The organism is Streptomyces sp. NBC_00354, from assembly GCF_036106915.1.
GTDB lineage: Bacteria > Actinomycetota > Actinomycetes > Streptomycetales > Streptomycetaceae > Streptomyces.
Window position 1 is genome coordinate 1,430,026 of sequence record NZ_CP107983.1, and the last position, 23,821, is coordinate 1,453,846.

General features: G+C 69.4%; 12 protein-coding genes and 2 pseudogenes. 10 read left to right on the forward strand and 4 right to left on the reverse strand.

Going from position 1 to position 23,821, the window contains the following annotated elements; translation table 11 throughout:
• Positions 1-40: 40 nt before the first annotated feature.
• Complete coding sequence (locus tag OHT74_RS06715) at positions 41-1,153, reverse strand: terpene synthase family protein (RefSeq protein ID WP_328619693.1); 1,113 nt, start codon at positions 1,151-1,153, stop codon at positions 41-43.
• A 1,837-nt stretch (positions 1,154-2,990) separates the two neighbouring features.
• Between OHT74_RS06715 and OHT74_RS06720 the strand changes: the two are divergent.
• From OHT74_RS06720 to OHT74_RS06760, 10 genes and pseudogenes are all read left to right on the forward strand, one after another.
• Positions 2,991-3,687 (forward strand): annotated as a pseudogene (locus OHT74_RS06720) (transposase family protein).
• A gap of 98 nt (positions 3,688-3,785) precedes the next feature.
• Positions 3,786-4,250, forward strand: a complete 465-nt coding sequence (locus tag OHT74_RS06725) for a hypothetical protein (protein ID WP_328619694.1) — start codon at positions 3,786-3,788, stop codon at positions 4,248-4,250.
• Between the two features lie 2 nt (positions 4,251-4,252).
• Complete coding sequence (locus OHT74_RS06730; protein WP_328619695.1) at positions 4,253-5,683, forward strand: caspase family protein; 1,431 nt, start codon at positions 4,253-4,255, stop codon at positions 5,681-5,683.
• A 267-nt stretch (positions 5,684-5,950) separates the two neighbouring features.
• Positions 5,951-6,082, forward strand: coding sequence for a hypothetical protein (locus tag OHT74_RS06735; RefSeq protein ID WP_328619696.1), 132 nt, complete (start codon positions 5,951-5,953; stop codon positions 6,080-6,082).
• Positions 6,067-6,173 (forward strand): annotated as a pseudogene (locus OHT74_RS42085) (IS5/IS1182 family transposase); the annotation flags it as partial. The gene OHT74_RS06735 and the pseudogene OHT74_RS42085, both read left to right, overlap by 16 nt.
• Before the next feature lie 579 nt (positions 6,174-6,752).
• The gene (locus tag OHT74_RS06740) at positions 6,753-7,562 is read left to right on the forward strand and encodes a hypothetical protein (protein WP_328619697.1); all 810 of its coding nucleotides are present in this window, start codon (positions 6,753-6,755) and stop codon (positions 7,560-7,562) included.
• Positions 7,559-8,632: a hypothetical protein gene (locus OHT74_RS06745; protein ID WP_328619698.1), complete on the forward strand. Its 1,074-nt coding sequence runs from the start codon at positions 7,559-7,561 to the stop codon at positions 8,630-8,632. Before OHT74_RS06740 ends, OHT74_RS06745 begins: the two co-directional genes overlap by 4 nt.
• A gap of 2 nt (positions 8,633-8,634) precedes the next feature.
• Positions 8,635-12,534 carry a CHAT domain-containing protein gene (locus OHT74_RS06750; RefSeq protein ID WP_328623266.1) on the forward strand — a complete coding sequence of 1,300 codons (3,900 nt, stop codon included), beginning with the start codon at positions 8,635-8,637 and terminating at the stop codon, positions 12,532-12,534.
• 870 nt (positions 12,535-13,404) lie between these two features.
• Positions 13,405-14,376, forward strand: coding sequence for a hypothetical protein (locus tag OHT74_RS06755; RefSeq protein WP_328619699.1), 972 nt, complete (start codon positions 13,405-13,407; stop codon positions 14,374-14,376).
• 159 nt (positions 14,377-14,535) lie between these two features.
• Positions 14,536-15,354, forward strand: a complete 819-nt coding sequence (locus OHT74_RS06760; RefSeq protein ID WP_328619700.1) for a hypothetical protein — start codon at positions 14,536-14,538, stop codon at positions 15,352-15,354.
• On the opposite strand, the gene OHT74_RS06765 is transcribed toward OHT74_RS06760, so the two are convergent.
• Genes OHT74_RS06765 through OHT74_RS06775 form a run of 3 tightly spaced genes read right to left on the reverse strand, consistent with a single transcriptional unit; the run spans position 15,337 to position 23,794 of the window.
• Positions 15,337-19,866, reverse strand: coding sequence for an AAA family ATPase (locus tag OHT74_RS06765; protein WP_328619701.1), 4,530 nt, complete (start codon positions 19,864-19,866; stop codon positions 15,337-15,339). The two genes, OHT74_RS06760 and OHT74_RS06765, sit on opposite strands and share 18 nt — an antisense overlap.
• Complete coding sequence (locus tag OHT74_RS06770) at positions 19,863-22,811, reverse strand: SAV_2336 N-terminal domain-related protein (RefSeq protein ID WP_328619702.1); 2,949 nt, start codon at positions 22,809-22,811, stop codon at positions 19,863-19,865. The genes OHT74_RS06765 and OHT74_RS06770 overlap by 4 nt, the downstream gene beginning before the upstream one ends.
• A gap of 8 nt (positions 22,812-22,819) precedes the next feature.
• The gene (locus tag OHT74_RS06775) at positions 22,820-23,794 is read right to left on the reverse strand and encodes an AAA family ATPase (RefSeq protein WP_328619703.1); all 975 of its coding nucleotides are present in this window, start codon (positions 23,792-23,794) and stop codon (positions 22,820-22,822) included.
• Positions 23,795-23,821 lie beyond the last annotated feature (27 nt).

Genomic DNA, 23,821 nt, shown 5'->3' on the forward strand with positions numbered 1-23,821 from the left:
ACCACTCGGCGCCCACTTCGCGCTTGTCGTGCGGCGCCCTTCACACGTGCGTCGACGTTATGAGGCCTGATGAGGCTGAGACATACCGCTCGCCGGCGGGCACAACGGCGGTGGAAGTCCGTTGCTCTTTGAACGGACCGTCTACCGGAGCGTAGCGGGGCGCCCCGGTGTACCACGCATGGAGGCCGGACAGGAAACTGGAAGCTCCCCGGAGCCACGCCTCCAGCTCGATCCGTTCGCCGTGGTTCAACCGGACTCGCTGGACGACCCGTGGCAGTTCGCTCCGTGTGAGGTGCTCGAAGTGGCGCAGTCGGGCGGTCACCAGATCGGCGGCCGCCTGCATCGCCTCCTGGACGGTGATGCGCAGGGATGTTTGGAGGACGATGACGAGGTTGTTGACGTCGTGTTCGTCATGAATTTCCCGCTGGTAGGAGGCAATGTCGTTCGCCATTCCCATGTAGTCCATGAAGGCGTCGAGCAATGCGCAGAAGGCTCGGCTGTGTCGGATCTGCTCAGGGATCCGTGCGCCAGTGGAGAGTTCGACGGAGTAGGGGGCGGTATAGGCGGCAAAGCTTTCACGGCGGAACTGGGCATACTCGATGAGGTCCGGGACACGGCCGGCGCGGCTGTTGGCCAGTTCCTGAACTCCCGCGTCGATGTACCTTGCCAGGGCACGGTTGAGCCCCTGCCGCCAGTGGGCCATTCTCGGAGGGAACAACCGTTGTTGGAGGTCGGCCATGCCCCTTTCGACGGCATTGGTCGGGGCCGGCAACCGGGCGCCCGGCTCCGTCGGCAGGAAGGCATGGAGGCGGGCCGTGAAGGCTTGTGCGCCTGTGAGGTCGCCCGTCCGTTTGAAGGCGGAGGCGAAGTAGTCGTCCCAGGCCAGAGCCCAGAGGTTGAACCGGTGATTGAGCCGGAGGTCGGCGAGTGAGGCGTCAGGAAGAGCCCAGGCGGTCAGCTGGTCAACGGCCATGGCGTTGAACTGGGACAGGGTCCAGATCGCCCGGTGGGGCGACGGTGCTTCGTCGCTGTCCAGCATGCCCATCTCTCGTGCCCACGTCTCGGTCTCCTCGCGCAGGGCCAGCAGATACGGATTCACCCGCACCGGGTACGGCATCCGCAGTATGGGCAGCTTGATGGCCTGCACTGTCATGAGATCCCTGCTTCCCTTTCGGCGCGCATCAATGTTGCGTGTCGCCCCGGCCGCGCCCTGAGCAGTTACAGGGGCTGGCGGAACCCGTGCAGTGGGCAAGGAAGTGAACGTGCTGCACATAGGTCCTGCGGCGGCGTCTGCGTGACCAGGACATGCGGATGCTGCGCGAGCACGACGAGCAGACCATCGGAGTCCCGGCACCGCAGCGATACGAGCCGGTGACGCCCCGTCACGAGCTCGAGACCATCCCGTGGCGGGTCTCTGGCGCGTCCGGGTCACACCCCTTGATCGGGGACTGGACGAGGATCGCGAATGTCAGTTTCTGGGGCATGGTTTCTCCCTCCGAGACGGCCTATAGGCTGACGATCCACTGCTGCCACGAGGACGGACGCCAACCCGTTCCCACCCTTTGGTGCTCCAAAACGTGCGCCCACCCCGACCAATCCGCAACCCCGCGTAGCCGTCCCCGGCCTACGATTAAGGCCGGTTTGCGGGGAATGAAGCGATCCTTCTGGGTCAACTTGGCTCAAATTCGCCCCCAAAGCTAGCCATGATCAACCAATGACCGTCAGTTGGCATGCGCGAGCGTGCGGTCCCGATATGGTTCCGCGCGGCATGGGGGACCGCCGCTCGTCCGTTCGCGGTGAGCGATATCAACCCAAAGCGGCTGCGCGAAACGGGAGCAGCTCCGCGTCCACTTTGCGTTCCCATCGGACGGCGAGTCGTTTGAACTGGTGGAGCAAGCGAAGGTCTGCTCCACGACGCAGCGCAGCTGGCCCTTGCTCTTGATGTTCGGGGCTCCTTTGCGGGAGATGACGGGTAGGATCCGGCGCTCGCGTTCGCCAGTGCCGCGCGCACAACCCAGGCGAGCGTCTGCGTCGGAGAGGGCCTGCCGTGCGTTCCGTCAGGCCACTGCGGGCTGGAGAGGCCATCGAACCAGCCCCCACTGTCACGCCCGTAGGTCAGCATCGGCGCAACACAGCCCGGTCTCATGCTGAGTGATTGCTGACCTGGGACCGCGCAACACCCCTGCGACCTGCACGTATGTCCAGATATTAGGTGTTGGACTTGATCATGGTGCGCAGCATTTTGAACTCCTAGAAGACGGCTCCCTGCCAGCTTTCTGCAGGTCAAGGGCGCTATGCGCTCTACACGGACGCTCGTCGAGACGAAGATAAAAAAGGAACATCGCCCCCCTCTGCCGAGAAGGCTCGCAGCCTACGCTTCTGCGCCAACCAGGCTGTTGTGACACCGCCGACCCGTCGTCACATCGGACGGCACCCTCGGAATGCTCAGGGACTGATGCTGATCAGATGCTGACCTACCTGACAACACATCAGGCGCATGAGGGCGCGCAGGACGACTCATTTCCCCTGAAATGGCAATTCGCATATGAGTGATCTGATCGTCCAAGCAGGCGGACTCGGCATGGACCCCGGTATGTGCCTCTTGCGCCGAGACATGCGATGCCGACTACCGGTCTGCCGCGCATCCGAGCCGGTCGGCGCCGCGCGGGTAACGGCCATTCGCGTCAAGCGCGGCGCCCAGTCGCGTAGTTGTTCAAAAAGGCGGGAGCGACCAGACATTGCCACTTCACAAGCATCCCTAACTCCGCAGCGAGTTGGGGATGCTTCGCCTCCCAGTCCGGGGCGTGCGCCACGAACTCATGGCTGTTGAAGACCGTGAGCTCTTTCAGAGTGGCTACTGATCGGGTGACGGATCGGTGTCCCGCAACGCACGGGGTGTACGACGTCTCAACTCATCAGCGTAGGAGTCTCGTTGGTTCCGTAAACTGCCGTACTCGACCTGCCTCAACGCGCTGGTGGAGTGGGTAACCATGCTCATCGTCACCCGTGGGGGTGACCGTCGCTGCAAGCTCCCGCCGCACCAGCGTGCTCTCGTCGGCCTGGTCTACCTGCGCCGGCATGACCCCCTCGCGCAGATCGCCGCCGGGTTCGGCATATCCGTCGGTACTGCCCATACCTACGTGACGGCCGTCGTCGACCATCTGTCCCGACGGGCGCCCGGGCTGCTGCGGGCCCTGCGGGAGAGCGATCCCGAGCACGTCCTGCTCGACGGCATGGTCGCCGAGTGTGACCGCGTTGGCGACAGCCGGGCCGACTTCTCCCAGAAGCACCGCCGCCACGGCGTCAACGTGCAGGTCGTGGCCGATCCCGCGGGCAAGCTGCTGTGGATCTCTGCCGCGCTGCCTGGCCGCACCCATGACCTAACTAACCGCAGCCCGCACCCACCGCATCATCCGGATCTGCGAACGCCAGGGCGTTCCCGTCCTCGCTGACCGCGCTTACATCGGAGCCGGCTCCTGGGTGACCACGCCGATCAGACGGCTTCCCCACCAGGACCTCACCGTGACACAGCGAACCATCAACCGGACCCTGTCCACCGCACGAGCACTGGTGGAACGAAGCGTCGCGAGACTGAAGTCCTGGCGCATCTTCCGCCGCGCCCGTTGCAGCCCCAACCGCATGACGGCCATCGCTGCGGCCGTCCTCACCCTGGAGAGGCAGCGCTGAAACGCTCAGTAACAGCGGCTACGCGGTGAGCCGATTGTGCTCCCGGTGACCGAGCCGCCGATACACTGAGAGCCACTGTTTGAACAGGGGGTGGCGACATGGCTGCAGTCAGCAGCATGCACTTAACTGCGTTGGGTGGTGCTGACGTGGACCAGGAGGAACTCGACGAGCTCACCATGCAGTTAAGGCGGCGTTTGCTTGAACTGGATGTGGAAGACGTCCGAGTGCGACGCTCCGGCGGAGAGGTGCCTGTAGGTGCCAAGCCGGGTGAACTCATCGCGATCGGTGCTCTGGTCGTCAGTCTTGCGCCTGCCACCCTCGGCCTTGCGCTGCGCCTGGTGGAGACCTGGATGCAGAACCGCCCTGTGCGCAAAGTTACGGTGGACATTGACGGCCACGTTCTTGACCTCGGTCTCGCCTCGAAGGAGGAGCAACGACGCATTGTGGACGCGTATTTGGCTTACGTCCAGACGCGTCCTGCGTCCATCGAGGACCCGTCGGCAGCTGATGAGGCCGCAGGAGTAACGGGTGGCGCGGGAGAACCGCCCGCTCTTCGGGAGTAGGCATGGCCATGACCGGCTCTCTCCTCGGTCCGGGGCGCAGGGACGCTCTCCTCATCGCGACCGGCACGTACGACGATCGAACACTCAGCGCACTGCGCTCCCCCGGCCAGGACTGTGCGGGCCTCGCTGGCGTTCTTGCCGATCCCCGCATCGGCGGATTCCGCACCGAGCAGTTGAAGGATGCCGGGCGCGACGAAGTGATGCGCGCGCTGGAGCGCTTCTTCCTGAAACGCAGTCGCGACGATCTGCTTCTTGTGCATGTGTCCTGTCATGGCATCAAGGACGACGATGGCCATCTGCACTTTGCCGCGCGCGACACGGATCGAGACCTGCTCGCCGCCACCGCGGTTCCGGCCACTTTTGTGCACGGTCTGATGGAACGCTGCCGGGCCCGCACGATCGTCATTCTGCTCGACTGCTGCTACAGCGGAGCCTTCCTGCCCGGCGTTAAGGGCGACGACCAGGTCCACGTGCAAGAGGAACTCGGCGGCCATGGCACAGCAATTCTCACAGCAACCAATCGGACCGAGTACGCATGGGAGGGCGAGCGGGTCGAGACCAAGATGCCGCAGCCCTCACGTTTCACCGGCGCACTGATCGAGGGGCTAGCTACGGGAGCGGCCGACCTGAACCGGGACGGCCAGATCACGGTCACCGAACTCTATGATTATGTGTGCGAGTCCCTGCTCCGCGCCGGGGTGAGACAGCACCCGCGGATATGGACAGAGATGGAATACAAGGTGACCATCGCGCGGGCGGTCAGCGATCGGGGGGCCGCGCGAGAGACCGAGATCCCACCTCTGGGGGCAGGTCACGTTCCGCCTCTGGCCGACATGCCTGCGGGAACGACGGCCGGACTGGAAGACCGAACCGTCGAGGACATCGCGGACCCGTTCTGCGGAGGGCGCCATACCGGCACACCCCCAGGGAGCACGCGGACGCAGACCGGCGAAAGTGAACCTCAAACCTGTCTCGCGCCGGAAGCAGTGCCCGAGACCGGGGCTGACACCGATCTCCAGCCGGAAGAGCAGATCTCACCGTTCCCTGCTGCACGGGATCGGGAGAAAGCGGTCCTGGCCGATGCGATCGCCCCCACCGACCAGACACTGCCCAGCCATACGGGATCCGCAGCCGAGCGAGCGGCCGTGTTGCAGGACGTCTCGGCGAAGAGGTCAGGCAAAGGGGCCGCTGCCTTGATCGTGGGCCTTGTCGTCGCGGTGCTCGGCGTCCTCAGTCTGACGCTGTCCACGCAAGGCCCCTACCTCGCACCTCACTCACAGCTCCTTGCCTCATTGCACCACAACCCCGCGGCCTTCTATGGGGGGCTCATCGCAGCCATCATCGGGCTCCTGTTCTGCCTTGGCGGCACCATGACCCTCCTCGACCCCGATGGGGAGATGAAAGACTCGGTCGACTTCTCCACCTGGATCTAGCTGACCAGCTTGGCGTCCGTACGGTGCTGCCGAACGTGGCCCGCTAAGCCGACCCGCCCAGCACCGGCCGGCCGACGTTCTCGACGCTGCCCGGCTGCTGCCGCCCGTCGACCGCTGGCTGGAGGACCCGACCGCCGTAACCGCGTCGCCGAGCGCATCGCCCAGACCGTCGGCGACGACCCCGCTCGGGCCGTACGCCTGCTGGCCGAGACTGAGACCACCGGCCGGTCCTGCCTCCTCGTACGTCGTTGCCGAACATCCCTCGACGTGGAATCCGAACGGCGCCTGAAGGTGTACGACGCGATCACCAAGCGGTTCGGCCCGGAGCGGACCACGGTCACCTGCATGCGCGAGACCTACCGAGCGTGGCACGCTCTGCGACGGGTGCGGCCCGTCTGAGGTCCTGGCGCGTCTTCCGTAAAGGCCGCTGCAGCCCGGATCGCACGTCGTCAATCATCGCAGTGGCCTCACCCTTGAGCGGCAACGATGAAAGAGCTCCGTGAACCGGTTGAAATCAGCCACTCGCAGGCGCGCAGCCTCCCGGGGTCCCGGGAGATGATCACGGCAAGGTCGTTCCCCAACGGGACGGTCAGACACGGAAACTGGTGCAGGCCCAGCCCAACACCGTGATCGAAGAAGCCAGGCGGGATCACCGCCCGGACTTCCGCCTCGCTTGTGGCTCGGTGATGGCCCACCGTCCCTTGAGCTTGACCACCTCGGCTCAGCACCCCCACATTGCCGCGAACGCACCCGGTGCTGCGGACCGACCGTCGGTCACGGATCGGTGGAGCCACGTTCTCTCGCTGTGGACCCGCTACAAGGCAGCAACCTCGCGTCGCAATTCCCCATGCTCTCCGTGATGGACATCATCCGTACCGGGGCCGAAGCCCCTGATCAGGGGTGTCTGTCAAAGCGGATCAAACCCAACACCCGGACGCCGGCATCGACGGACAGGACGTACCGGCTCCGCGTACCCTGCTCAGGGACGAACCAACTCCCCCCGGCGAACGGGGGTGTTCGGCACGAGAGGCGATTCGTGACCTCCATCTCTGAGCGGTACACGCGCGAAATGCACACCAGGTACGGCTACCTGGCCTGTTGGCTCCCCTCCACCCGGCTGGCGCTCGGGGACGTCGGTCTCCTCTCGGGGCGCGGCTTCAGAAAGGTCAGCACGCTCGATGAGATGGGCATCGCGTTCACCCGGGGCGCCGGGAGTAAGATCGTCGATCTCGACTACTCGTCCGCGGACTGTGTCGCGGTGGCGGCCGACAACCGTCTGGAGGTCGCGCCAGCTGGCTTCGCGACCCACCTGTCCATCACGTTCGACCAGGGCGGCGCGACACTCTTCCAGGCGTCCGACTGCGTGCAGGAGTCCGTGGGTAACCTGCTGGCGCTGCAGGCGGCACTGCGGGAGCGGTACCGCGACGGGACCTGGCGCCGCGAGTACGTCGTCGTGACTGAGGTCGTGCGTACCGGCCCCACCGCCATCCTGGTCTCGGAGCAGCAGGGTGCCCGGATCGACCTGCGGGTGAGCGCGGGCGTCACGGGCGGCCCGCTCGCCGTTGCCGGCGCGCTGGGACGGTACACCGTCACGTCCAGGTCCGGGATCGCGGCCAGCGTCCTCGCGCCGGAGGGTGCCACGCCGTTGTTCCAGGCCGCGCAGCTGCGCCGTCGGCTGGTGGTACAGCCGGAGTTGGTGTTCCGTTCCGACGACGAGTACGAGGACGACGAGGCACCCATCCGCGAGTCCGACGCGGTCGAGGGCCGTGCCGTGGCGGACGATCAGTCCGAGCGGGAGCTGGACCTCACCCGCCTCACCTGGTCCGACGTGGCCTCCTGGCAGCAGTTCGACCTCGACGGCGTCCGTACCGATCGGTGAGCGCGCCGGAGCCGGCCGGTGCGGGGCAGCCTTCTGTCCCGCGGACGGCTGCCCTGCACGCCTGCGTCGACGTCGCGCGGGCGTTGGCCGCCGTCCAGGAGGCGCCGGTTAAGCTGATGGACCTGCTGCTGGCAGCGACGTGCGCGGGTGATCCGTCGTCCCGGGCGCGGCTGGTGATGCGGAACACCGCGGCGCACCATTTCCTCACCGAGGAGATTAGGGCCGAGGTCGCCCAGGTGGAGTCCGACGGGCCTTCTCGGGATGCCGCGGTTTCCTTCTCCCCCGCCGCGACCGCCGCGCTCGCCAGACTGGCGTTCTGGACGGCCCGGACGGGCGACTCCTCCGCCGACACGGCCCACCTGCTGCTGGTCTGTATCGAAGGCCGCGCGCAGGACGAGCAGGTGACGAAGTTCGCCCACGCGACCGGCCTGACTGAACGGGCCGTCGTGCGCGGTGCCATGGCGGAACGCCATCGCGTCTGCTCCGGTGACCGCCAGTTCTCGGAGCGGGGGCCGATCCTGTCCCCGCAGCGTCCGGACCGCCCCGCGCCGTACGCGTTCGAGGCGAGGGTGAGGCGGCCCGATCGGCACACGGTGCGGGGCATCACCGTGCGGTCCCAGATGACGGGCGTGTCCCATGTGAGCTCACGGGTGCAGTCCCATCTGATCCGGCTGCACATGTGGGTTCTGCTCTGGGCCCAGTTACTCGTGATGTCCACGGTGTTCGCGATGGTCTGGTCCGCCACCCGCGTCACCCTGTGGTCGTGTCTGTGGCTGGGCAGCCTGATGGCACGCAGGCAGTACCTTTCCCCCGGGGCGCGCCTGACCGTGGACTTCGTCTGCGTCGCGGCCTCGGTGTTCCTCGTCGTCCCCTGGTGGCTGGCCGTACTCGCCCTGACCACAAGGATGTTCGAACTACTTGACGGTCGGCTCGCCCTGCTCCAGGTCAGCGGCGACACCGGCGACGCGGCACTGACGGAGAAGGACCTCAGAGCCGACCAGCGGGCGGACCGACGGGCCGCCAAGCACTACGAGGTGCTCAGTCTGACGGGAAGGCTCTCGCCCGAGTGACTATGTCGGTCTTCGACCCCTTCGTGCCGAACGTCAAGCGTGCGGCTCTGCACGACTGGCTTGCCCACCGCAACCGCCTCGACCATGACGAGGCGGTCATCGAGTACGTGATCCCCCTGGCGGTCCTGTTCTCGACGGGCCTCTCCGCCTGGCGGCGGCTCGCTCTCCTGCCCCGCGCCGTCCTGTCGTGGTACGTGTCACGGCCCGGCCGGTCGGGAAGGCAGCGCATCGGGCTGTACGAATGCGACCTGATCGCCGCCCTCGACCGCGTCCTGTGGTGGCGGGTTCTCGGCCCGCGCACGCTCGTGGTGGCCCTGGCGCTCGCTGCGTGCCTGTGGACGGGCACCCCCGGCTGGGCCGCGGTCGCCATCCCCTCCATGGTCTGGGCGGTGACCGGCTGGCGCCCGACCCGGGCGCTCGCCCTGGTCGTACCCGTCTTGGTCTGGACCGCTCGGACCGCCCCCGACCTGATCTACCTGGCCCTGCCCGGGGTCATGGTGGCCGAGATCGTCTGGCTGATGGTGTCCGTGGCGCGGACGGGCATGCTGGCGTCCGCGCCCGCCCACAGCCCCGTACGGTTCCTCGGCCGGGGCTTCCTGCTCCGCGCGATGTGGAATCCCACGGCAGCGCGTGTGGTGCTAGCCGTGGACAAGGCGACGCACGACGACCGTGCCCGGACCCGGTGTTTCACTGATGCTGACCGAGGCGTGCCGCGAGGGCTGCAGCCGGTCCTCGTACAGTGCCGCGCCCTGGCCGAGGCAGGCCGTGTCGAGTTCCAGTCGGCCATGGTGCTCTCCGCACAGGCACGTGAGCTCGCGACGGATGCCCCGCCCCGGATCCGCGGCTGGTGCGCGCTGCACGCCGGGGACGTCCTACTCGCAGCAGGCCAGCAGGCCGACGCCGAGGCCCACTGGCGGGAGGCGGCGGACCTGCTGGCCGGTGTACCGGCCGCCCGCTTCTGGGCCGCCGAGGCCGAGCTGCGCATCGGCGAGGTGTTGACCACGGACCTCGCGGACACCGAACGGTGCCTCGAAGGCCTGCGGCTGCTGTGCCGGACGCGCCACGCCGCGGTACGTACGGGCAACCTGGCTGCCCTCGCGCGCACCGAGATGCTCCTGCTGCGCCTGATGCACGAAGCGGGCAACACCATCGGTGTGGTCGAGCAGTTGCTGTCCGAGCACGAACGGACGGAGGGAACGGTCGGCCTCGGCGCCTCCGTCGCGGACCACGCAGCGCAGACGCTGCTCCTCGCCACCCTGTACCTGGACATCCTTGAGAAGCCGGAGCGGTACCCGGAGGCCGCCCGCGTCGGCTCCGCCCGGCGCCACGAACGGTACCTGCATGCCGCCGGCCTCATGGACGACGTGCTACGCCATCTGAGCCGTTCACGGATGCCCCTGCTCGAAGCCCACGCCTACGCCGTCCTCGCCCGGATCCAGCAGGCCGTCGGCCAGCGCGAGGAGGCGCTGGGAAACGCGCTGGAGAGCCTGGGGGCCGTCCAGCGCGTCCGCTACCAGTTGCCGACAGCCGGGTGGCGGGCCCACTGGGTCGCCTCGCACGCCCCAACGTACGCCCTCGCGCTGGATTTGGCGGCGTCCGACCCAGCGCTCGTCGGCGAGCTGCTGGAGACCGTCCGCGCGCAGTCCGTCCCCGTGGAGTCCGATGCGCCGGGCGGCCAGCTGCGTGCCGTGCTCGACGCACTGGTCTCCAGTACCGGCCTGCCGCCGGGGCCCGACGGGGGCACGGCGAAGCAGCCGGTCACCACGGACCCGCTGCTGACCGACCGCACGATCACGGTGGGGCAGGCGTCCTTCGTCGGCGGGCCGGCGGACGGGGTGGTCGACCTCGACGGCGAACTGACGGCCATGCACCCCGGAGGCTGGTACTGGAGTTACGCCCGCGTGGGCGAGTGGCTCTATCACGCGGTACGCAGCCCGGAGGGATGCTGGCACACCGAACGGCGTCCGCACCGCGAGTTCGCGCCGGGCTACCAGGACCTGATCACGCACCTGCCCGTGCGACTGCCGGACCTGGACACGCCCGTGAGGCGGCTTCCGGGCAGCGCCCTGACCCTGGTGGGCGCCGACGATCCGGTGGCGATGGAGTCGCTGACCGCGGGGCAGGTGTGGGCACGGATCTTCGACGCGCTCGGCGCGGCCATGGTGCCCACCGTGCTGCGGGAGGCCCTGCTCGCGGGACCGGAACCCGTACCTCTCGTGGTGGCTCCCACAGGAGCCCTTGCCCTCGTGCCGGTCTGCGCGTTGACGCTCACCCCGCAGCAGACGGTCCTGGACGTGGCCGAGGTGTCCTACCTCCCGTCGGTCGCTCTCCTGTCGCAAGGCCGACGGCGCACCGTACGGGACGCGCCCCCAGCACCTCCCGGTCCCACCGACTACCCCGCGCCGGCTTTGGCGGTCCTCGGCCCGGACCGGTCCCCGCGGCATCCTCGGCAGCGACTGCGCCACGCGCTCCGTACCGTCCCCGAGGACAGCGAGGTGGTCACCGGCCCCCTGCCCCGGTCCGGCTTGGCCGACCTGCTGGCCCGCGAGGGCATGGAGGAGACCGTGCTGTGCCTGGCGGGGCACGTCAACGTCCCAACGCCGACCGACCCCGGTTCGTCCGGCTTCAGGTTCAGCGACGGCCTGTGGGGCCTGCACGAGTTGTACCGGACCGACGCGCACGGAGCGCCCCGCTACCGGATGCCCCACCGGGTGCTGCTCGCGGCCTGCGCGAGCCTCGGCCTGTACGGACAGCCGGACGCCGGCCACGCGCCCGCGTTGCTGGACGTACCGGAGTGGCTGGGCGTGGGGGCCGCCGCGGTCCACGGTGGGGCCCGGCACGTGTACTGCACCCTGTTCGAGCTCGTGGACTGCGAGCCGGCGCGGCGCATCGACCTCGCCCTCATCGACGCCCTCCGGCACCGCGTCCGCCCGGCGGCGGCACTGCGCGCCGTCCAACGCAGGGAGCTGCACCGCTGGCGCAACGGCCAGGGCTCCCTGCCCCTGGCGTTCCTCGCGTACGCGTATGTGGGACTCGGCGAGGCGGAAGGAAAGGCGCTCCCGGCAACCACGGCATTCACGGCCGCCCGTCCGGCCGACACGCCAGGCGCAGCGCCACAGCAGGTGACACACCGGTCGGCGCCAACCACCGCCGTCGGAACGCCGGTTCGCCCCCTGCCCGCCAAGCGCGCTTTGCACGAGCCGTTCATGATGATGAAGAAGTACGCTCCGGATGGGACAGACAGTCGCGAAGACGTCCTGCACCCGCGCCTGGGACCCGACGGACAGGTCAGGTTCACGCCCTTCGACGGCAAGGTGGTCGGTCCCGTACCCGTGCGCGGCGCCGTGTGGACCCGGGAGGACCTGGATCTTGCTGCCTTCCGCTCCACCAGGAGTACCGAGTGGCGGATCTTCGGTCTGCGCCTGTACGTCACCGACACCCGACTGGTCCTCGTGGCCGACAAACCTGACGCCGAGGCCCGCAGGATCGCTGGACACGTCCGCTACCCATGGGTCAGCTCCATCGGGTTCCGTCCCAAACAGAGCTTCCTCAACGACTGCGAGGTGGTGGTCGAGACCCAGCAGGAGGGTACGGAGACTACCTTCACCACCCACCGCCTCACCATGCTCTTCGACGACGCCACCGACAGCGGACAACTCGCCCGACTGCTGGTCCAACGGCTTGCATCGCACCACCTCGCTGACGGCACGCTCCCCACCTCCGTGCGCCAGGGCTTCGAGGCACTGCGCGACGCGCCCGTCCTGCCTCCGCCGAGGAAGGGCAAGCACGCCACGTACCGACCGCCTGCCTTCAAGTGCTACCCCTACGGGGCCGAGCACCTGCTGGGCTGGCCCCCGGATAGCGCCTGGATCGGCCCCGGCTTGCCGAAGCAGCCCGAGTGAGCGGCGCGCGGTGCCGGGCCCGTCCGCCCTGTGGAAGGTCGGTCGCATGTGCTCCTGCAGCGCGAACGGTACTGACCAGGTCCCTGTGTTCCGGTACTCGTCCGGCTGGAGCGTGGTCGGGAAGGGAGCAGCTGAGGGATTGCGGGTACCTGGGCGTGGTTCCCTTGCTCAGTCGCGCGCCGAGCACGCGGGGCGGATTTCGGACGAGTACCTCATGTAGGACGGCATCCGCGGCAAGCGCTGACACAGTCGGCCCGGACAGCTTCAGAGAGCCGACTGGTCCGGCTGTTCCCGCAGAGCGGGCCGGGTCCCGCCGTCACCGGGCGGGGATGCGCTCGGCGACGGGTCGGGGCCGAGGGCTTCGGCCAAGGCCTCGTGTCGCCAAGACGGTGGGAGCCGCTCGTCGCCTGCGGCCGTCCGCTGGTGCGTCCTTCGACCACATGGTCGTCGTCGGATTCATCCGAACCGTGCAAGCATCGGCGCCGGCTCGCCACGCAGTCCAACGCCTTCGACAAGGTGAAGTCGGTCCTGACCGGACGGCAGTCGACAGGTGTGCTGACGGCCTGTGCTGTCACAGCAGCTCCCGCTCACCACGACGAGCCGGCTCTCCTCACCGTCCCGCTGTCCGCAGGGACTACGTCCTCGGCCACCTGCTGGACCAGGAGCCGACGATGCTGCACTTCTCCAGTCACGTGGTCGACACCAGTTTGCGTGTCCTGCCTTCGGCCGCGGCGACGCACCCACGCTCTCCGAGAACTGGCCCACACGGGAATACACAACCACCCCTGAAGAGGTGTCGTTCTGCGGCACAATGAGCCTGCCTTGGCAGGTACGGGCCGATTGAGGGCGGGGCACCGAGGGGGCACTGACATGTGGCATGCCGTTGTGGGGGGCGGTCCTTGGGCGCTGCCGGTGGTGTGCGCCTCCTATCTGGCCATCGTCTTCATCACCAGCAGGGGGCTCATCGCGGCCCCCCGCTACCGGCAGTTCCAAGGGCGCGTCGGCGACGCCCGGACCCGGGCCGAGGTCCTCGCGGCCGGGGCTTGCGACGATCCGACGCGGTCCGCGGAGATCGCGGCGGTCACCTCGCGGCTCGACGATCTGGCGAACAACGGCATGGTGGCGTGGCGGCTCCTGCCCAACTCCTGGGCCGTCGCGATCCCGCTGTCCAAACTGGCCGCCGCCTGGCGGGTCCTGCACAGCACCGAGCGTCGGCTGCTCCGTCTGCAAACGCCCGAAGATAAGTCCGCACAGCTCCGTTTGCTCCGGCTGCGGCTCGCCGCCTCCTCGCATCCCGGCGACGAACAACTGGCCGTCGAACTCGCCGCACAGCCCGTCGGCAGCCCGGAGGCCGACGCGCTCCTGACCGCCACCACCGAGCACCTCCACGACCGGGAGGACACCGAGGCCGAGCAGGAGTACGAGCAGCAGCGCACGGCCCTGTGGCTGGCGACGACTGGCCTCGGCGTCGTCCTCCTGCTCGGGGTCACGCTGGACCACCGGCTGACGCTGCTGCTCGGGGCCCTGGGCGGCTTCCTGTCCCCGCTGATCGGCGTGATGCGCTCCCAGCGCCCGGCCTCCTGGGGCGTCCTGGTCCTCGCCCCGGTCGGCGGTGCGCTCGCCGCGGTCGCCGGGCTGCTCCTCGTCCGCATGCTCGCCGACCCGGAGCTCAACGTCCTCGGACGCGTCTTTCTCGACAACTCCTGGAACGCGCCGACACGGCCCATCGCCCTCGCCATCGCCCTGCTCTTCGGGTTCTCCGGCACCCTCTTCTCCCGGCTCGCCCTGACCGCCACCGGACAGCTCGTCTCCACACCTCCGGCAACCGGACAACAGCTGTAAGCCAGGCCGGATCCGAGTCCGGTCAGACAGCGCTGGAGTGCTCGCCGAGGTTGCCCTACGGCTGTCCTCACCGTCGTCCTTCGTGCGTTTCCCGGTGGTGGCCCTCGGCCTTGCCCTACGCTTCCCTCGACGCAGATCCGATGTCGTATCTCTGGAGGCATGGTGATCATCGGTGTGCACGGCATCCGTTGTTACCGGTACTTCACCCAGGCGGGCACCGTGGCCGGGGCCACCGAGGCACTGGCCGCCGAGTGGGCCGCTGCCCTTGGACTACCGGCCGGCCACGACGCCCTGCGCGCCGCCTACTACGCCCCTCTGTTGCACCTGGGTGCCACGCAGGGACCGGACGACCCTGAGCTGCTGCCCCGGACGGCACAGGGGCTGCTCGTGGAGTGGGTGTCCGCGCTCGGTGCGCCTGCGGAGGTGACCATGGGGCCGGGCACCCTCCCGGTCCGGCAGGCGGTGGGCTGGATCGCCGAGCGGTTCGGCGAGACTGCGAAACGGTTCGCGGTGCTCTTCTGCCGCGAAGTCGACACGTACGTCACGGATCCCGCCTCACCACACCGCGCCTCCGTACAGGAGGAGGTGCGCGGCGTCCTGGCCCGGGAGCAGCCCCGCGTGGTGATCGCGCACTCGTTGGGCTCCGTCGTCGCTTATGAGACGCTCTGGCACCACCCGGTCGAACTGGACCTGCTGATCACCCTGGGCTCCCCACTCGGCCTGCCCAACGTCATCTTCGACCGGCTGTCACTGGGTGAGGGCAACGAGGGACGCAAGGGTCTACGGCCTCCGGGCGTACGGCGCTGGGTCAACATTGCCGATGTCGGCGACATCGTCGCCCAGCCACGTGATCTGCCCGGCCGTTTTCCGGGCATCGACGCCCACCACGAGGTGGCGTTGGGATTGGTCGCCTCCCACCGGGCCACCCAATACCTGGCCCGGACCGAAGTGGCAGCAGAACTAGCCAGGTTGACCTGAGACTGACGCATTGCCCTCGGGGGCTCGGCACAGCACCACCACCTCCCACTCGCAGCCCAGGGCGAGTTGATCGTCCCTCAGTAGCAGCGCTGGTACGGTACCGGGCACGCCGATGCTCTCCCGCAACTCGCCGGATGCCAGATCCCATAACCGGACCGCGCAGTCGTCGGCCGCCGCCAGCATCGGTGTGGCCCCCACCGTGCCGCACGCGACCGCGTTCACACCACCCGTCACCACCACCGGCGGGGTGATCGCGGATCCGTCGGCGAGATCCCAGGCACGTACAATGGCGTCCTGGCCCCCGGACACGGCGACGGGCCGACCGTCGACCACCGCGCACGCGAGCGCGGTCACCCAGCCGCTGTGCGCTTGTATCGGTGCGCGCGCTGGCAGGCCGGTTTCCAGGTCCCAGCACCGCAGTGTTCCATCGTCCCCGCAGGACACGATGATGCGTCTGCCGTACACGTCCGCGCATCCCAAAGCGTTGATCCCGCCGTCGTGCCCTGCCATGGGAAGCCCCCGCTGCACGCCGGAGGTGGCGTCCCAGCAACGCACGAGTCCGTCGGCGCCGGCGGAGACCAGGACGGGGCGCCGGTCGAGCGTGGTCGCGACAAGGGCGTGGATCGGACCGGTCCCCGTGTTCACGGGGTTGCCGTGGCGACTGCCGTCGTCGAGGTGCCAGCGGTGAATATGCCCGTCCGCGCCACCGGAGACCAGGACGGGACGCCGGTCGAGCGTGGTCGCGACAAGGGCGTGGATCGGACCGGAGGCAGTGTTGACAGGGGCGCCGAGGGGACTGCCATCGCCAAGGAGCCAGCGGTGAATATGCCCGTCCGCGCCTCCGGACACGAGCAGCGTCCCGTCGCCGGACTCCACGGCGGCAAGGGCGTTGACCCAGGACGTGTGCCCGACCGGCATGGTCGCGCGCTGTCTGCCGTTGGGCACGTGCCACACCCGCAGCACCGGGTCGGAGCCGGCGGACACGACCACCCGGGTGTCGGGGTGGGCCAGCGCCGTGACGGCCCCCATATGACCGACGAAGCGGTTGTCCTCAGACAGCTCCTGGCCGCCCTCCTCCGGGTCCCAGCTGCGAATGGTGCCGTCGGTGCCGCCGCTCAGGATCCGCGTTCCCTCCGGACCTGAAACACAGGTCAGGGCGTACACCTGCCCGTCGTGCGGAATCGCCGACCGCGCAGTCGGCTCGTGGGTGCGTACGTCCCACATCCGCACGTGTCCGTCCTCGCCCGCAGTGACGATCTGGGCCACGCCCCGCGCAGTGAGCGGCACGAGAGCGTTCACCCGAGATGGATGCCGGATCGCGGGACCGACCTCCTCGTCCGCGACGAGGGACCAGAAGCGCACGGTCCCCTGTTCATCCGCCAGGACCGCAAGGTCCATGCCGTTCGCATCGCGCACCAGAGCCGTCAGCTGGGCCGGGTTGCCTGGCACCTGCAAAGGCGACGACGTCGGCACCGTTCCCTGCAGGTCCCACATCAGCAGCCGACCCGACTCGTCACCAGTCAGTGCCGTCCAACTGCCGACGACGTCACCGCACACGATGGTCCGTACCGTCTCCGTGTGCCCCTCCAGGTGAAGCGGGCGGGCCGCGAGCGTCGGCAGCTCCCACTGCATCAGCGCTCCTCCCGCACCGGCGCCAAGCAGCACCGGTGTACCTTCCACCTCGGCGCAGAGCAGGGCGTGGATCTCACCGCGCCTGGGATCGGCTGAGGCGAGCTGGAGTCCACTGCGCGTGTCCCACACCCTCACGCGGCCGCTCCTGCTCCCTGTGACCACGAGCGGTGTGCCGCCGACCGTTGCCCCGGCCAGCGCGCTCACCCGGCCGTCGGGCACCTGGATGGTGAACGCGTGGGCGGCGCTGATCCGGGTTCCTGTCGCCCAGGAGGGCCGCCAGGTCATCCGGGATCCGGAACCCGCGGCGGGCTCGGCGAGCCGGTCTGCGAGGGTGAAGGCTTCGTGCCGCACCGCGTCCAGGGCGAGGATGTGCCGACGCTGCTCGGGTTCCGTCCTGCGGTGGACGTGAGCGCTCGTGCGGTAGACGGACGCGGCGCTGCGGGCCGTCTCGGCATCCGCGTGCCGCAGTTCTGGCACCAGCCAGTCAGGATCCGCGTGCAACAGGAACTCCGGCTCCTTGCAGAGTTCGTCGAAGCGGCCGGCGTCCACCGCGTGCTGGGCCAGGTGCCTACGCAGATAGCGGTCCAGCTCACCCCACTGCGGGCGTCCACCGGGAGCGTCCCGCAAGGAGTCCACCAGGGCCTCGTACACCTGGACCTCCGCGGCGGCCGTCACGGGCACTCCCTGCGGCACGGGACGCCGACGCAGTTCGTCGGCAACGCTCTGGTGGAGGAGGCGGTGCAGCATCGTGCCGTCCCGGTCCGGCACGGAGCGCAGGAACGCCCTGACCTCGTCGAGCAGTTGGCCGGCCTCGGTGGTTCCGGCCGGGACACGGTCGGCCGCGAACGTCCGCGCCACCGCGGACACGGCGTCCACCGGCATGCCGTCGCCCTGAGCGAAGGCCAGCGCGGCCAGCACCGGACGCAGTAGCTGGTGGGCGTGGTCCTGGTCGAAGCTGAGATCAAGAATGCCGGGAAGGGTCAGCGGGACGCCGGAGCCGAGTTCCCGCGCGATCACGGGGTCGTCAAGTGACGGCCGCACGGCCTCCTGGAGGGCGTACGAGGTGTAGAGCGCGGCCAGTAGATACGGGCCGGTGGCACCGCGGGTAGAGGCCAGGGCCCGCGCGGCGGCCGAGGCGAACTCCGACACCGGGGAGGGCGTTTCGTCCGGGTCAGCCACTTCGGCCGCCGGGAGCACGGCGGAAAGGAGCTTGCCGATGTACGCCCGCAGGTCCGTCTCCAACGCCTCGGGCCGAGTGTCGTCCAGGTCGACAAGGTCGCCGGTCGCCCGCGCCGAGTCGAGGAGGGCTGAGAACGGCGCCTCGTCCCGTGTGCCGAGGAGCATCCGGCACACGGGTCCGCCGTCCGGCCGGTGTGCGGTGGTCAGTGGCTGGAGCAGCGCTCGCACGGTGTCCTGAGGACCACGCATCTCGTCAAGCGCGTCGATGATCACCACCGGAGGTGGTCCCGCCGTCCGTCCGAGGGCCTCAACCAGTCGCTCCACGGTCCAGCCGGGCGCCACATCCCGGTCTGACACGTCCGGCCCCAGCCCCAGTTGACGGGCGAGCGAGCCCACGATCTCGCGCACGGTGCGGCGGCGGGCGTGCACGGCGGCCAGCGGCCCGCTAGCTTGGATGGCGTATCCCAGCGGTTCCCACACCGGCCGGGTCGGCTCCCGCAGCACTGGATGGGCCGCGCACACGAGAACACCGAGTAGCGTCGACTTGCCCACTCCCGGGCTACCGGTCACCACGCAGAGACGGGAGGCGTTCTCGAGGGCGAGCCAGTCGGCCAGCAGCGCCGATTCCGTCGTTCGGCCCGTGAACAACCCCCGGCCGATGTCGCCCCGGGAGATCGCGGGGAAGCCGGAGCCACCCTTGGCGTGCCGCTCGAAGTGCGCGAGGTCGGCGACCTCGTCGAGGAACGAACCGACCTCGCCGCCCAGTTCGGCGTTGAGACCGCTGCGGACCTGATGCAGAGGGCCGGCGTCGTAGCAGGGGTTGGGCAGGAAGGGCAGTTCGGGAGCTGCGGTGTCCAGCGCGCTGGAGGTCACTCGCTGGCGCAACCCTCCGTGATCCCCCGCCAGTCTGTTGACACGGTGACGCACCTGGTCGCAGAACCACGTGAAGTCGATGTGGCGTCTGCCGTGGTCGTACTGGACTCGTTTGCGGGCCAGTGCGTCGAGCACCTCGGTGACAGCGCGGGTGAACCGGCCGTCGACGGCGAGTTCCGTGCCGGCCGCGGCGGCCAGCACCCAGGCGCGGTTCGAGCCGTCCAGGCCCCGCAGCTGCCAGTCCAGCCGGGCCGCCTGTCCGGCGTGGCACAGATCGAGGAGGAAGAGCACGGCTGGGCGGTCCGGGAAGTCCTCCACCGCGGCCAGCCAGCCAGCGACCGCGGTCTGCGGCAGATGGCCGCTCTCCGATCCGAGCGCGTACAGTCCGGTCGTGCGTGGCACTCCGTGGCTGAGGACGTGCACGATCAGCACGTCGTCAGCGGACGCCTCGGTCAGGGCCTCGGTGAACGCGGCGCCGATTTCGGCAGCGGTCGGTCCGGGGCTCTCCACCGTACTCGTCAGGGTGGTGCAGCTGTAGCCGAATGCCTCGTGTTCCAGGGCCCGGCTCAGCTCCGTCACCCGGCTCTTGGCGAAGGGGAGTGGATCCGGGCCTTCGCCTTCGAGCCCGTAGTCGGGGTGCGGCGCAAACCGGCTGACGCCGATACACAGCGCCTTGCGGCGCCGCCCGGAAGTCTTCGTCGGCACCGGTACGGCGAGCGCCGTCGGCGTGTCCGGTGCGGTGGCGGGCACCGTGACCACGCCCTGGAGCGGTGGTGGTGATCCGTCCGGCAGGGTGATCTCGGACGGTTCCCCGGAGGTGGTCGTCACGTCGCGTCCGGCTCCCGCAGGTCTGTACCGCGGCCGTCGGGCAGGGGTCCGGTGCCTGGGGCGTCGCCGGAGTGGGGCAGGAGGTCGGCGAGCAGCTCGGTGAGCACGGTCACTCCCGGGTGGCAGGCGCCCGCACGGACCGTCAGCCGCTCCACGGCGAAGGCTCCGAACGCCCCGCAGCCTTCCGTGTCTCCGCAGGCGTGCAGGTAGCGCACGTGCCGCAGCACGAGGTCGCGCGCGTTCGGGTCCTTGTCGTCGACCACACCGACCGGGCCGAGATGCGGGGTGAGCGCGGCGAACCGCGTCCACAGCGCGGGAACGTCGGGTCCGTCGTTGCCGTAGTGCTCGACCATCCGGGCCCTCACGGCTCGGCGAGCGAGGGTCTGTTCGTCATCGGTCGTCCGCTCCAGGCAGGCCCGCCGTACAGCGGGATGAACGATCACGTACGAGTCGTCCACCCCCCCGGTGCTCAGCAGCGCATGGCGGAGCAGCTCACGCAGCACCGGATCGGCTGTCCGGCCGGCCCGGGGCATGTCGTTGGCCAGCAGCTGGAGAGGTACGGGACCCGGGGCGAGCACGGCCAGCCGGTGGAGTATCCCGCTCGCCTGCGGCAGCTCGTCCAGCACATGGTCGAGGGCGAGTCCGCACGCCGCTGCGGCCGGGTCGGACGCAGCCGGGTCGGGGAGCAGTGCACCGAACCGTTCGACGTACGCGTCGGGTGCCTCGCCCGTCACCGCCAGGAAGGTTGCCGCGATCTCCAGGGCGAGGGGTACGTCATCGAGCCGCTCCGCCAGGCGCTGGGCCGCGGGCGCGGCAAGCGACGGGTTGTGGCGGCGTGCGATGCGGATGGCCGTGCCCCGGCGCACGGCGGGCACGGTGTGCACTGTGATCCCCTCGGGCCAATCCGGATCCGTCGACGTCACGAGAACGTGGCCACGTCCGGCGGGCAGTTGCGGCAGCCCGTCCCCGGGCGCGGCGCCGTCCAGGACCAGGAGCCAGGAGGGTGGCATGCCCTCGTCCGGCCTTATCGCCCCCACCGACCTCAGCCGCGCCAGTTCGGCGCCGCCGACCATGGGCGATCCGGCGGGCATCCAGAGCACGAACTCGTAGTCGGCGCCGTGCGTGTGCACGTACTCGACTGCCACTGCGGTGGCGCCCCCGCCGTCCGGGGCGACGAGCACCTGCGGTGCGGCCGTATCGGATGCCAGGGCCTCGTGCAGTTCCTTGAGCAGCCGCTCCCGGCCGAACAGGTCCGCCGCTCGCGGCGGTGGCGTTCCCCGGATGCTCGGCGCCTCCTGTGGCCTGGCGTCGGGGATCCTGGCTGGATCGGCGGAAGCCTCAGGGCTCTGCGCGGTCGGCGGCCGTACGTCCAGCAGGCGCAGGATGCGGGCGGACGCCTCCGCGAAGGGCTCGTGCTGTGCCAGCTGCGCCACGGCCAGGTCGTCACCGCGCAGCAGCGCGGGGAAGTCGATGGTGGAGCCGAGGTGTTCGTCGATGTACTCCGTCGTGATCTGCAGGAGCCTGCGCGCGGCCTGCCGCGTGAGTCCGCCCATGAGCTGCTCGCGCACACCGGGACGGAAGTCGAACACGATGTCGTCCCCGCGTGCCTCGCTGTCGGGTCGGGCCCGCACCAGGAGACCGCTCAACATGACCTCCGCGATCTGGGACGGCTGGGGGTCGGACAACATCCCCTGCTGCACCATCCGCATCACCGGCTGGTTCAGCGGGACGGCGGTCAGGTACACGGCCAGCTTGAAGGCCTCTCGGCTGGCCCGCTCACGGAATTGCTCCACGAGGTCGTCGAGCGAGGGTTCGGGCTCGTCGGAACTGTCCGGAGACTCGTCCGGTGGTGCCGGACCGTCGACAAGGATCGCGAGTGTGTGGAACTCCGGTGACTCGCCGCTGGTGAGCGCGGCCCACGGGCCGAGGGAGCGCGTATCGAGGATCAGCAGCGGTACGGGCATGCCGACGACCGGAGTGCCGGCGCCACGGCGGGTTCTCGCAGCGAGCGAGACGTTGGCGGCGCCCGGGACGGACGAGCTCAGCTTCAGGTCGTGCACACCCATCCGAATGCGCTCCCACATGCGGCGGGGCAGCGGCTGGACGATAGCGACCGGACCGCAGCGCCCCCACATCCGCAGAAGTTGCGCCATCGAACCGTCCGACCACGCGGGGCCGATGCAGTCGGACACCACGAGGATGATCCGGCGTCCGGTCGGGTCGACGAGTTCGCGTGGACTGCGGTCGATGGCCGCGAGCGCCGTCGGAATGCCACGGCGCAGCACCACCCCGCGGAAGTGGGTCTCCTCGGAGAGAAGCGTCCAGTCCTGCACCGACCTGAAGGTGCCGGCGGTCTGCAGCAGTGCCCGGAATTCACGTACCGACCGGTCCCACACCCCCATGGAAACGCTGTCGTCGACGACCAGTGCCACGTCCAGCCACCGCGTCGGCGCGGGCCGCAGCACGGGCAGGCGGAACCCGCTGGCGGCTGTGAGTTCCACGGTGGCCTCCTCGTCCAACTGCGCCAACGCGTGCCCTCCGTCCGGGACTGCCCGGCGGCCCAGCGGACGCAGTGCCCTGTGCAGCGCCAGGGCTCCGGGCAGCGCAGGCGGCATGGGCAGCCTCACACGGGTCGCGCCCTCGTCCGGCTCTCCGCCGTCGGCCAGGGTCAGCCTGCGTCGCGGCGGCAACGGTGGGGCGGCGTCCCGACCCAGCGAGGTTGACGACTCGGGCGTCGCGCGCTGCTCCCGCAGCGCGATCGCTTCGGTCGCCGGCTCGAGCCGTGCTCCGGCTCCGTTCGCGGACCTCTTCGGCGCGCTGCCGTCCGGGATGGACTCCGACGGCGGCGGAAGGTGGCGAGCCAGCCACAGGGCGTCCGCCAGCTCCTGCCACGTCGGCGGAGCACCGTCCGGCACCAGGAGCTTCGAGAAGAGATCGTCGGTCATCACAAACCTCAGTCCAGGCGCCTCAGTACGGTGTGCAGCATCTGATCCTTCAGCTCCGGTGATCCGAAGGGCTCCCCATCGCTCCTGTCGCGCAGGAACAGGAACAGCGCGTTGAGCAACTGGTCGGTGGAGAGCGACTGGGTCTCACGGCGGTCCACGAACGACCTGATCAGCTCGGCCCCCTGGTGCACCGCCTCCGGCCCCAGATGTGCCTGGACGATGCGGAGCAACTGCTCGGCGTTCGGCGCCGGCAGGTCGAGGCGCAGACAGCGGCGCAGGAAGGCCGGCGGGAAGGCGCGTTCCCCGTTGCTGGTAAGGACGGTGAAGGGGAAGGCGCGGGCACGGACCCTGCCTCGGTCGATCACCACGGTGTCTCCGGTCGTGTCGTACACCCGCACGCTGGCCTCGGTCTCTGCCAGCCGGGCGAGTTCGGGGATGACGAACTGGCCCTCCTCGAAAACGTTGAGCAGGTCGTTGGGCAGGTCGGGGTCGCTCTTGTCGATCTCGTCGATGAGCAGCACCCGCGGTACCGGGCTCGGCAGCAGAGCTGTACCGAGGGGGCCGAGCTGAAGGTACCGGCCGACTTCCGGGGCCTCGTGGCGGCTGAGGTTGGCGTCCTGGAGACGGCCCAGCGCGTCGTAGGCGTAGAGGCCGTCCCTCAGGGTGGAACGGCTGGTGATGGGCCAGTTCAGCACGGCTCCCAGCCGCAACTCGTGGGCGACCTGGTAGGCGAGCGAGCTCTTGCCGGAGCCCGGCGGCCCGGTCACCAGCAACGGGCGGCGCAGGTAGAGGGCCGCGTTTACCGTCTGCACGATCTCGGGCGTGACCTGGTAGACGGCTCCGCGTGAGGCTGTCCCGGTGCCCCGGTAGCCGTACGCGTCGAAGGCGCGCCACGGCGGTGGCGGAGGCAGCCGATCGATACCGTCGTGCGGTTCGCCGCTACCGCGATAGATGTGCCACTCGTCGGGAACGGGACTCGTCATCACTGTTCTTCTCCAGCTCTTCGTTTG